Genomic DNA, 12,172 nt, shown 5'->3' with positions numbered 1-12,172 from the left:
CAATTCTCCTAGTTGTCAATCTGAACCTGTAACCATCGCATATCCATTTGACCAACCTAAAACTTTGCAACGGAACCTTCGTCCACTAAATTCTATTCCCTGACCTCTCAACGGAACTTGATTTGGGTCAAGATACGCAAAAAGGGCGCCCTGTTTCCAGAACGCCCTTTAGAACCGCTGTCTGTGAAGAAGGAGGAGTTACAGACAGCGATCAGCCCGACATACAACGCCGGGTTCACCGGCCTGCATGATTAATTCGTGGCTGACAGCACGGGGCAATGCCCGCACCATAAAGGCGCGTGCTGCATCCACCCGATCCGAATAGTATTCTGGCGATTGAGCGCCCGCTGCGGCGGTGGCCACCCGTGCAATCCGGGCGGACATCCAGGCCGATACGCTCAACGCCACGATTTCCAGATAGTCGCACGCTCCGGACAGCACGTCACCTTGCGCCGTACCCAGCACCCAATCGGTCGAACGTCCAAGCCGGGATGCCGCGTCGCGCAAGTTATTCTCTAAGTCAGAGAGGTCGTCGCCCAGTTTCCCCGCCTCGTCCAGCATGTCGGCCACCAGGTCCTTGATGACGGCACCATTGTCACCGCGCACCTTGCGCAGAACCAGATCGCGGGCCTGAACGGCATTGGTGCCTTCGTAGATTTCAGTGATCCGAACATCACGCACCAGCTGTTCGACGCCGTAATCCTTTATGAACCCATGCCCACCATGCATCTGCACAGCCTCATTCGCCATTCGCGATCCCATGTCCGAAAGGTAGGACTTGATGACCGGCGTCAGTAGCGAAAGGCGCGCGTCTGCCATTTTGCGCTGCTCGGGCGTCGCTGCCCGATGAGCTTCATCCAGCAGGCCCGCTCCGAAATAGGCCAGCGCACGGGCAGCGTCCATTTCGCCTTGGGCGGTCAGCAGGCGGCGGCGTACGTCCGCATGGGCAATCAGCGGATCGGCAGGACCGTTCGGGTTCATAGGTTCCCCGTCCGCGCGACCCTGAAGGCGTTCATGGGCATATGCCGACGCGGTTTGCACAGAGGCCTCAGCCACGCCCAACCCTTGCAGGCCGACCGACAGGCGCGCGGCGTTCATCATCACGAACATCGCGGCCAAACCCTTACCCTCGTCGCCGACGATCCAGGCCTTAGTGTCTTGAAACGAAATCGCACAGGTGGGTGATCCGTGGATACCCATCTTGTTCTCGATCCCGGCAATGGCGATCGTGTTTTGCTCGTCCGTCGTGTTGTTGTCGACATCCAGCATGTATTTCGGCGCCAAAAACAGGGACAGTCCGCGCGGTCCGGGCTGAGCGTCCTCGACCCGTGCGAGGATCAGATGGGCGACATTTTCCGACATGTCATGGTCGCCCCAGGTGATGAAAATCTTGTTACCTGTGATGGCGTAAGATCCGTCATCATTGCGAACGGCCTTGGTGCGGATCAGGCCCAGATCGGTGCCGCAATGCGGCTCGGTCAGGTTCATGGTTCCGGCCCAGTTGCCGGACGTCAGTTGAGGGCAATAGACCGCCTTTTGTTCGTCCGAGCCATAGGCCATCAAAGCTTCGACGACGCCAAAGTTCAGTTCGTGGATCAGGGCAAAAGCCAGATTGGTTCCGGCCATACCTTCACGCAGGGCGGCATGCAGGACGAAGGGCAGTTGTTGGCCGCCATATTCTTCTTCCAGCGCCAGCGCGTTCCAGCCGTCTTCGCAGAATACCTTGTAGGCGTCGCCAAAACCGGGAGCGGCATAGACCTGACCATCTTCAAGCCGTGCGCCCGGGCTGTCGCCTGCCTCATTGCAGGTTGCCAGATTGTCGCGCACAAACCCGTTGATCGCGTCAACGACCGCAAAGAACGTATCTTTGTCGCAATGCTCATACCCTGGCAGTGCCAGCGTCTTGTCGAGGTCAAGAACCTCGTCCAACAGAAAAGTAATGTCCCGCTGCGGGAGTTGATAGTCCATACCTATGATCCCTCAGTTCTTAAGCGGCTTGCCGGTCGTCATGGTGTGACGCATCCGTTCAATGGTTTTGTCCTGACGGATCAGGCGCATCATGCCTTCGGCTTCCAGCCTGTGCAGCGCCTCTTCGTCCAGAACGCCGCCGTCACCGCCAGCCAGAACGCGCGCTGTTTCAAGGGCAATCTCGACTGTGTAGGGTGCGTCGGGCACTGCCTCTGCCAGCGCGGCCAGCTTCGGCTCCAACGCGGCATTGATTGCGGCGGCATCCAGCGTGATCTCGGCCTTAGGTGCTGGATTGTACGCTTCAGCCAGTGTCAGAGCTGCCGTCTTTGCTTCGGCCAAAAGGCGGTCGCGGTTCATCACCACGCCATCGGTTCGCCGCAAGTAACCCGCGTGCTGCGCCATAGGGGCAGAGCCAGTCATCAAAGCGACTGAAATCACGTCGAACGCAGCCTCGGCCCCTTTGACAGCATCACCCAGTTCCGCCGCCTTGAGCAGCAACAGGGCGGTTGTTCCGCCCCATGCAGGCAGCAGGCCGACATTAGCCTCAACCAATCCGACATTGCTTTCCAAAGCCGCCATGACCCGATCAGAATGCATCAGGATTTCACAGCCGCCGCCAAGGGCAAGCCCACAGGCGGCCGAGACAACCGGGAACGGCGCGTACTTGATCTTGCGCATCGTGGCCTGACCGATGGCCAGTTGCCCTTCGACCAGATCCAGTTCCCCCGCATCAGCACGATCCAGCGCTTTTTTTAGGTCCGCGCCCACCGAAAAGTGGTTGCCGTCCGACCCGATGACCATCGCTTTGAAGTCTCGGCCCACAACGTCCAGTGCTTCGCTCACACCTGTCATCACCTGATCATCTAAAGCCGCATTAGGTGCCGTGATCGTCAGCAGAGCGACACCATCACCCATATCGCGCAGCACAACAGCCTCGGTCTGGAACACCGGAGCATCCGTCAGGTCAGATGCAAAGATCACCCCGGGCCCACGCGGCACGTCTGCCTGTTCGCCCGAAGGCAACAGCACCTTACGGTCACGGCCCTGACCTGAATAAATCCCGCCGCGTTCAGCGGCCAGCGCCAGCAAGGGCGGCACGTCCTGACCCTCGGCCTTCAAGCGAGCCACAATTTTGTCCGCACCAATCTTGTCGATCAGCTTGAATGGGCCCATACGCCAATTGTATCCCAGCTCCATCGCCGCATCGATATCCGCCGGGTTGGCGGTAATCTCGGGCACGCAGTATGCTGCGTAAGACAAAGTCGGCCCCATTACGGCCCAGGCAAAATCAGCCAACCGATCACCGGCCTGATCAATAAAGTCGACACCAAAGCTCTTGGCCAACTCCAGGCCCTTGGCCTGCGCACGATACTCTAGCGTTGCCAGATCAACGGCTTCGGCGACTGGTTTGCCATTTTCGTCCTTGGATCTGCGATAGAAACCCGCACCGACCTTGCGACCGGCCAAACCCTTGGCGGCCATCTGATCGAACAGCTCCAGACCGTCGGTATGGAATTGCTGCGGATCATCAGCCTCGAGCAGATTGCGCATAGACAGGCCCGATTTTCCCATCAGGTCGATGCCGATCAGGTCCATCAACGCGAATACACCCGTTCCGGGCACGCCGAAGGGACGGGCCAGCACTGTATCAGCCTCTTCAACTGTGATGCCACGCGCCACGGCCTCGCGGGCAGCGGCGTTCATCCACAGCCCGCCCAGACGGTTAGCGATGAATCCGGGGCGGTCGTTGCAGGGCACGACGGTTTTGCCGAGGCATTCATCGCTGAACGCACGCGCACGTTCCGCAGCAGCCGGATCTGTGTCAGGACCGGTCACCAGCTCGATCAGGCGCATATAGCGCGGCGGGTTGAAGAAATGCACGATCACGAAGCGCTTGCGCAGGCTTTCATCCATCTGGCTGACCAGGTCGGCCAGCGGAATGGTCGAGGTGTTCGAGCTCAGCAGTGCATCGTCGCGCAGGAAAGGCGCAATTTTCGCATAGAGCGCGTGTTTGATGGCGAGGTCTTCCAGAACGACCTCGACCACCCAATCACAGGTCGAAAGCTGATCCAGATCATCGTCCAGATTGCCCGCTGTCAGCCGGGCGGCATAGGCCGGGTCGGCCAGTTGCGGCGCGCGGCCCTTGGTCATCCGTGCAATGGCACCTTTGGCCAACATTGAGCGATCTTCGGCATCCTTTGGTACGATGTCCAGCAAAACGACTTCGGCACCGGCATTGGCGAAATGGGCGGCAATGCCTGCCCCCATCACGCCCGAGCCGATGACAGCAACTTTGTTGATCGCAGTCATTTACAGAACCTCGAACAGACCAGCAGCACCCATGCCGCCGCCGATGCACATGGTGGCAACGATGTACTTCGCGCCGCGTTTCTTACCCTCGATCAGCGCATGACCGACCATACGCGTGCCCGACATGCCATAGGGGTGGCCCACGGAAATCGCGCCGCCGTCGACATTCAGGATCTCATTCGGGATGCCCAGCTTGTCACGGCAATACAGAGCTTGCGATGCAAAGGCCTCATTCAATTCCCACAGGCCGATATCGTCCATCTTGAGGCCATTGCGTTCCAACAATTTCGGCACTGCAAACACCGGGCCGATACCCATCTCATCGGGTTCGCAGCCCGCGACGACATAGCCCATATAGCGACCCAGCGGCTCGAGCCCGCGCTTTTCAGCCAACTTCTCTTCCATCACGACCTGCGCCGAGCCACCGTCGGACAATTGCGAGGCGTTACCAGCCGTGATCCACTTGTCCTCACCCATCACTGGGGTAAGACCCTGCAGGCTTTCCAGCGTGGTCGAAGGACGGTTGCACTCGTCCTGAGTCAGCGTGACCTCTTCATAGGTGATCTCGCAGGTTTCCTTGTTCTTGTTTGCCTTGGTAACCGTGATTGGCACGATCTCGTTATCGAACTTGCCCGCAGCCTGCGCCGCAGCGGTGCGCTGCTGCGATTGCAGGGCAAATGCATCCTGCGCCTCGCGGCTGATACCATAGCGTTCGGCAACTGTATCGGCGGTCTGGATCATCGGATTATAGAAGCCACGGATGTTCTGATCGATCCATTCTTCTTTCAGGCGATAGGTGTTGTCGCGCCCCATAACCAGCGAAATGCTCTCGGCACCGCCCCCGACAACCACGTCACAGCCATCCACCATGACCCGCGAACAGGCGCGCGTCAGAGCCTCAAGACCGGACGAGCAGAACCGGTTGATGGTTTGACCCGACGCGGTCACGGGCAGACCGGCGCGCATGGCGATCTGACGGCCCAGGTTGCCGCCGTTCGCACCTTCGGGGACGGCATTGCCGATGATCACGTCCTCAATTTCAGACGGGTCGATACCGGCGCGTTTGACCGCCTCGGCGACAGCATGGCCACCATAAACGGCGGGGTGAGTGTCGTTGAAAGCACCACGAAAGGCTTTGCCAATTGCAGTACGGGCGGTCGAGACGATTACAGCAGAACGCATTAGATTGATCCTTGAAGGAAGTATTAGATGTCAGTGGGCAGCTTGTAGTCGGCGTATTGCTCACGCAGATGCAGCTTCGAAACTTTGCCGGTCGCGGTGTGCGGAAGCTCGGCCTGGAACACCACGTCGTCGGGCGTCCACCATTTGGCAATCTGGCCGTCATACAGCGCCAGAATGTCCTCGCGGCTGACATCCGAGCCATCACGCCTGACAGCAACAATCAGCGGGCGCTCATCCCATTTACGGTGCTTGGCGGCGATACAGGCAGCCTCCAGAATATCCGGGTGGCTCATGGCGATGTTTTCCAGATCGATCGAGGAAATCCACTCGCCACCCGATTTGACGACATCCTTGGTTCGGTCGGTCAGGCGCAGATAGCCTTTCGGGTCGATCGCCGCGACATCACCGGTGATGAACCAACCGTCGTCGGTAAAGGCATCAGCACCGGCCCCGCCCCAATAGCTTTCTGCAACCCAGTGGCCGCGCACCTGCAACATGCCCGAGGCCACGCCGTCATGTGGCAGCAACTCACCGTCATCATTGACGATGCGCATCTCGATCCCATAAAGCGCACGGCCCTGTTTGGTTTTCAGCGCAAGGCGGTCGTCGATTGGCAGTTTATCCTCGCCCCATTTGGGCACCGAAAGCGTGCCGACCGGGCTCAGCTCGGTCATGCCCCAGCCATGCACCACGTCGATACCGTGGCCTTTTTCGATCTGCTCGATCAGGGACAGCGGCGCTGCCGATCCACCCATCATCGCGCGTTTGACTGTTTTTAACGTGGCACCCTGTTGATCCAGATATTCGAACAAACCTAGCCAGACAGTCGGCACACCCGAGATCATCGTGACCTCTTCGTCGTCCATAAGTTCGCGCAGCGGGGCCGGATCCATGCCCGGTCCGGGCATAACCAGTTTGGTACCGTTCATCAGGGCCGCATAGGGAATACCCCAGGCACAGGCGTGGAACATCGGCACCACCGGCAAAGTGGCATCACGCGAGCTGAGCGCAAGCCAGTCGCCGCCGGACACTCCCATGGCGTGCAGCACGGTCCCACGATGGGAATACAAAACGCCTTTGGGATTGCCAGTTGTGCCAGATGTGTAGCACAGCGCCATGGCCGCGTTCTCATCCAGTTCGGGCCAGTCATAAACCTCAGGCTTGCCCGCGATCAGAGATTCGTAGTCACTGACCGGGGTCTTCATCTGCGGCACCTGATCCGGGCCAGTCAGGCTGAACCAGGCCTGGACGCTGGGGCAGCGGGCCGAGACAGCATCGATCAGCGGCGCAAAAGTCGTGTCGAAGAACATATGCGTGTCTTCGGCATCATTGATAATAAACGCGATCTGATCGGGATGCAGGCGCGGATTGATCGTGTGGCAAATTGCACCGATGCAAGCTAACGCGTAATAGAGTTCCAGATGCCGGTTGTTGTTCCAGGCTAGCGTCGCGACGCGTTCACCCGGCCCCACGCCCAGTTCGGTCAGAGCGTGCGCCAGTTGCTGGGTCCGTCGCCCCATATCCGCAAAGCTGTAGCGTTCAATCGTCATATCCGAGTTGCGCCAGACGATCTGCGCCTCGGAGTGTGCGCGCATGCCATGACGGAAAATGCTGGTCACCGTCAGTGGCATCGTCATGATCTGACCGGGAGTCGTCGTTTTTTCTGCGCTCATTATTTTGCCTCTCAATGTGTTTTTCTGCATCTGCGTCCGTCACAGAGGCGCAGGCGGCATTTCTCCGATTTCCTGTTCGATCCGCCACGACATTTGCAAAACGCCCAGATCGTCAAAGCGGCGTCCGACCAGTTGCACACCGATCGGTAGCCCGTTGCGGTCTAGTCCGACCGGAATACTGGATGCCGGTTGCTCAGTGAGGTTGAACAGGAAGGTATTAGCCCAGCTTTCGAACGGCTTATCGGGGTCAGATCCTGGCAGTTCGGCAGCAAAGGCAGTGTCCGGTGTCGATGGCAGCAGGACAAAATCATGGCCGTCAATCAGCGCCAACGCACGTTCGCGCAACGCCTGCGTGTGATCGAAATTCCGCTGATGCTCAACGGCAGACAATGCGCGTGCATCGTTGGTCCAGTCGCGGATATAGGGCGTTTTCGCCTGTTCGGCCTCGGGTTGGCGCATCAGTTCGGACAGGGTACGTATTTTGTAGAACGCCTCGGCGGGTTCCCAGCCCGTTCGGCTGAACGGCGCGGTTTCAAGATAGGTGACCTGAACGCCCATACCCCGCAGAACCTGCGCCGTCCGCTCCAGCGCTGCCTGAACATCTTCCGCCACCGGTTCGCCCAAGCCCAGCTCGGGGATAACCAGAACCGACATACCTTTGCGGTCGCCGCGCGTCAGGCGCGAGACATAGTTCACGTCGTCCCGTGCCAAAGCCGCGAAATCGCGCGTATCCTCTCCGGTCAGAACATTCATATGCAGCGCGACGTCGCCAAAATTGCGGGCCAACGGCCCCGCTGTGATCGCCGGGCTGTTGCAGACGTAATAGGGCACACGCCCCTGGCTGGGCTTCAGCCCGGCCAGGCCGCAATACGAGGCTGGCAAGCGAATGGATCCCACGATGTCGGTCCCAATCGAAACCGGCTCGATCCCAGCGGCAACACTGGCCGACGCGCCCGAAGATGATGCGCCCGTCGTGCGCGATACATCCCATGGATTGCGGGTAACTCCGTGCTTTGAGCTCACTCCGCCAGCAAGAATGCCATAATCGCACATGGTATTCTTGCCCAGAATCACGGAACCGGCCTCGCGCATGCGTGCGACCGTGGGATGATCGGTTGTGCTGACCGATGCCTCACCCGCCGCTGATCCGCGATAGGCGGGCATACCGATGCAATCCATTGCGTCTTTGACTGTTGTCGGCACGCCATCCAGCGGCCCCATTGGTATGTTGTCGTGCCAACGTTTCTCGGACGCCCGGGCCGCTTCAAGCGCGCCCTCGGCATCCACGTGGTAAATCGCATTAATCCTAGGATTAACCGAATCAATACGGGCCAGCGCAGCTTGCGTGACCTCGACCGGAGACAGCTCCAGCCGGGCAAAGGCCTGCACCATGGCACGCGCCGAAAGTTGGGAATATGGGGCGGTCATTCGGGGGCTCGATCAGATAAAGGGGATCAGTCTTCGGTGCGCTGGACGTAATAGACCTTGGCTGCAATCTTCCAACCCTCGCCGGTGCGGACCAGCGACAGGTAGTCGATGAAGTATCGCGGTTGCACGGCGCAGTCGATCTTGACAAAGGCCGTGTTTGGCCCTGACTGGTCGATCGAGATGGTGTGACCATAGACCGGATAGCCTTTGGATTTTGGGCTTTCGCGACCGCCGATGACCTCTTTGTATTTCTCAAGCGTCATGTGGATATAGCTGCCATCCTCGTTGGCGCAGCAAAGATCACATTCCGGCAGAAACATCTGGTCGGTCTTGCTGATGTCTCCATCATGCAGGTTTTCGATATACGCCTGCATCAGGGTTTCGATCTCGGCAAATGCGGTCATAGGATATCCTCGGTCATGAGTGTCTTGAAACGCAGGTGGGGTTGGATGTCAGGCGGCCTTGTCGGCAAGCAGGTCCTGACGATACCGTTTGAGGTCTTCGATCGTGCCGACCTTAAGGCCGTGCCGGGCCCCAAATTCCAACAGATCCGGCAGGCGCGCCATTTCACCGTCGTCATTCATGATCTCGCAGATCACACCGGAATCCCCCTGCCCGGACAGGCGGGCCAGATCAACTGCGGCTTCGGTGTGGCCTTCGCGTTCCAGCACGCCGTGCGGTTTCGCCACCAATGGAAACAGATGCCCGGGCGAAACCAGATCTGCCGAAGAGCCGCTGTCGGATGCCAAAAGTGCGATGGTCCGCGCCCGGTCGCTGGCGGAAATGCCGGTGGTCGTGCCTTCTTTCGCGTCCACCGAAATGGTGAACGCCGTATGATGTGGATCCGTGTTCAACGCTGTCATAGGATCAAGGCTGAACTGCTCGGCCCGCTCGGGCGGAATGGCCATACAGATCAAACCCCGACCAAAGCGTGCCATGAAATTTACCGCGGCCGCATCCGCGCAGGCCGCTGGGATCACCAGATCGCCCTCGTTCTCGCGGTTTTCATCGTCGACAAGAATTACCATACGGCCTTGTTCGCAATCCGTAATGATTTCTTCGATGGGCGACAGCTGGTAGACTTCATGCAGATCGAACACGGTCTTCCCCTTATCCGTTCAGAGGTTTGATGACGCCTTCGGCAAATTCGATCAGAGCTTCCTGCTCGATCTCGTCGCCAAAGTAGTTCACGTGGTGCCAGACAAAGAATTCGTCGATCTGATAGCGCTCGGCCAGTTCACCGACCTGGTCCAGAACCTGTTGACGCGAACCGTCCCAGACGCGGCCCAGTGGGACGTGATAGGGCGGCGCGTCGTAGGCCGAGAACCACAGGTTGTCGAACATTTCGCGGTACTGTTTGGTCTTGGCCGGAGTCTTGCCCATCATTAGATGCGCACCGAGAGCCAGAACGTCGTTGTTGGTGGTTTGAGGCAGCCCGTTTTCATGCGCGGCCTTCAGGCAGTTCTCAAGAATCACCGGCATGAATTCTTCTTTGTCGGCGGTCACGAAGGACACCATCTTGGCCCCTTCCGAAGCCCAGAACTTGGCAGTTTCCATCGAATACGAGAACGGCGCATATACTTTTGGATGCGGCTTTTGCAGCGGACGAGGCACGATGCCCGATTTGCGCAGGATCTTGTTGCTATCAACCGGGCTGTCACCACCCCAGAGTTTGGTCGGATTGAACTCCCACTCGACATTCGACGGGAAATTCCAGAATTCGCCCTGATGTTCGGTCAGATCGTCCGTCCACAGCGACTTTATCAGACGCCAGTTTTCGTAAAGCGCGCGACGGTTGCGCTGGTCGGCCTCGGACTTGTCGGATTCAGCCGAGGTGATGTCCAGGTGCTGCCCCATGGTCGCAGTCCAGCGCGGCGTGTTCCCGCGCGAGAAGCCTGCGAAGACGCGGCCGCCGGTCATGTGGTCCAGCATGGCGATATCTTCGGCCGTCTTGATCGGGTTCATCGCGGTCAGGTTCATCCCCAACTGACCAACTTTGAAGTTCTTGGTGTGCTGGGCAATGTACATGTTCCAGAACAGCGGGTTCGTGGTGCATTCAACGCCTTCGACCTGCATGTGGTGCTCAGTCAGGCAGAAGCCGTCATAACCAAGCTCCTCAGCAAGGACCATCTGATCACGCATCGTGTGCATCATCTTGTTGAACCGCGCAGGGTCACGTCCAGCAAGCTGAGTGTCCTCGCCATGCTGGCGTGCGAATGGAATGGCGAGAATCTTGAACTTCATGCAGGCGTCCCCGGTTTGTGATTGAACGTTCACTAACATTCCCATACAGCCGGCAATTTCGTCAAGCCCCGAATTGTTTTTCCCTACGTCGCAACGGCACTGCGACGATTTCCAACTGGACAACACATAGGGATTTCAACATGTTGCCCTCAGGTAGGGTCCTATGGAGGCAAGCCGCGTGTTTTTGTATTCCGCTGCGCAAGTTGATGAATTTATTAATAAATCGCAGCTAGATGGCGTGTGCGTTGCGCTGGCGATCGATGCTGCGCGCGAGGAACTCAGACGCCTCGGCGACACTTTGCATCCAACGCTGGTCAACACCTCGGCCACGAATCTGGCAACTCCGGGACAGGGGCAGATAGAGGCCCAAGCCATGCGCATGTCGCCAGAAGATTCGCTGCTGACCTCATACCGTGTCTCGATCGTTCAGGCCGGGCATAATCCCGGTGAAGCCGCCACGCTGATGGAAGTGACCTGCACGTTCTCAGTCGATGCACAACTGGCGGAAACGCCAAAATCCACTCAGGCAGAAAAGCCGCCTCGCGCCCTGTCCGACACCGCCGAGGAACGGCGGCGACAGATCTTTGAAGGCGCATGCAAGGTGATTGCCAAGCATGGGTTCGGCAATGCTTCGATGCGCGAGATTGCCAAAACATCCGGGCTGTCGGTTCCGCTGATGTACAAATACATCAAGGACAAGGACGATATACTTCACCTAATCACCACGATGTGCATGCAGGACATCATCGACTTTTTCGATACCGGAGAACTGTTCACCGGACCCGCCGATCAAAACCTTGAAAAAGCGGTTGACCGGTACATCGACTACATTGGCGAAAACCGCCGCTACATCAATCTGGTCTATTCGGAAACACGGTCCATGTCTGCCGAGAACCGCGCGCGTGTATTTGATATGGAGCGTGAATTCATGGGCCGCTGGAAAGGCATTCTGGACAAAGGGGTCGAGCAGAAAGTGTTCCGCCCCATGAATACAGAGCTGATGGCCAATTATCTGTATTTCCTTTGTAATGTCTGGTCACTCCGGCATTGGAGCATCGGGAAGTTCCCGGAGAGCGAAATCCGGACCAGCCTGAAGGCGCTTATCATGGATGGCGTTTTGGTCAGGGCTGCTCTCTCCAAGAAATCCTGAGCGAACCATCAACCGCTCTGGGTGGTTGATGCACGAACGCTTGGGCAATCAAGTCGCAAATCGCTGTCGCTTCCGGGCGATTTGGTCGCAAACCAACTTGCGACACATCTTGGGCGTGTCAAACTGCGTGCATGACACCGCTCTCTAGTCCAAACCCTTTGGATCGCCGCGCAACCGGTTGTGACCTCGTCGTAAGTGGATGATGGCAGGCGCTCTG

Annotated in this window: 8 protein-coding genes and 1 pseudogene; 1 reads left to right on the top strand and 8 read right to left on the bottom strand. The window is 58.3% G+C overall.

What is annotated here, in order from left to right; translation table 11 throughout:
• Positions 1 to 198: 198 nt before the first annotated feature.
• From AC2FLA_RS20390 to AC2FLA_RS20355, 8 genes and pseudogenes are all read right to left on the bottom strand, one after another.
• Entirely contained in the window at positions 199 to 1,968 is a 1,770-nt protein-coding gene (locus tag AC2FLA_RS20390) for an acyl-CoA dehydrogenase family protein (RefSeq protein WP_496724783.1), read from the bottom strand.
• Positions 1,969 to 1,980: 12 nt separating this feature from the next.
• The gene (locus tag AC2FLA_RS20385) at positions 1,981 to 4,278 is read right to left on the bottom strand and encodes a 3-hydroxyacyl-CoA dehydrogenase/enoyl-CoA hydratase family protein (protein ID WP_496724781.1); all 2,298 of its coding nucleotides are present in this window, start codon (positions 4,276 to 4,278) and stop codon (positions 1,981 to 1,983) included.
• The gene (locus tag AC2FLA_RS20380; protein ID WP_496724779.1) at positions 4,279 to 5,460 is read right to left on the bottom strand and encodes an acetyl-CoA C-acyltransferase; all 1,182 of its coding nucleotides are present in this window, start codon (positions 5,458 to 5,460) and stop codon (positions 4,279 to 4,281) included. It abuts the gene before it with no gap.
• A 23-nt stretch (positions 5,461 to 5,483) separates the two neighbouring features.
• Positions 5,484 to 7,133 carry a long-chain-fatty-acid--CoA ligase gene (locus AC2FLA_RS20375; protein ID WP_496724777.1) on the bottom strand — a complete coding sequence of 550 codons (1,650 nt, stop codon included), beginning with the start codon at positions 7,131 to 7,133 and terminating at the stop codon, positions 5,484 to 5,486.
• 39 nt (positions 7,134 to 7,172) lie between these two features.
• Positions 7,173 to 8,561 (bottom strand): amidase family protein, encoded by a 1,389-nt coding sequence (locus AC2FLA_RS20370; RefSeq protein ID WP_496724775.1) that lies wholly within the window; start codon positions 8,559 to 8,561, stop codon positions 7,173 to 7,175.
• 26 nt (positions 8,562 to 8,587) lie between these two features.
• Positions 8,588 to 8,965 (bottom strand): nuclear transport factor 2 family protein, encoded by a 378-nt coding sequence (locus tag AC2FLA_RS20365; protein WP_496724773.1) that lies wholly within the window; start codon positions 8,963 to 8,965, stop codon positions 8,588 to 8,590.
• Between the two features lie 54 nt (positions 8,966 to 9,019).
• Positions 9,020 to 9,661: pseudogene (gene ribB / locus AC2FLA_RS20360) on the bottom strand (3,4-dihydroxy-2-butanone-4-phosphate synthase); the annotation flags it as partial.
• Positions 9,662 to 9,671: 10 nt separating this feature from the next.
• On the bottom strand, positions 9,672 to 10,805 hold the full coding sequence (locus AC2FLA_RS20355; RefSeq protein ID WP_496724771.1) for an LLM class flavin-dependent oxidoreductase: 1,134 nt from the start codon (positions 10,803 to 10,805) through the stop codon (positions 9,672 to 9,674).
• 178 nt (positions 10,806 to 10,983) lie between these two features.
• Here AC2FLA_RS20355 and AC2FLA_RS20350 point away from each other — a divergent pair, with 178 nt between their 5' ends.
• Positions 10,984 to 11,955, top strand: coding sequence for a TetR/AcrR family transcriptional regulator (locus tag AC2FLA_RS20350; protein WP_496724769.1), 972 nt, complete (start codon positions 10,984 to 10,986; stop codon positions 11,953 to 11,955).
• The last annotated feature ends 217 nt before the right edge of the window (positions 11,956 to 12,172 follow it).

The sequence above is a fragment of the Ruegeria sp. CDSA033 genome, assembly GCF_059612305.1.
This window is presented reverse-complemented; position numbering and strand designations above follow the sequence as displayed.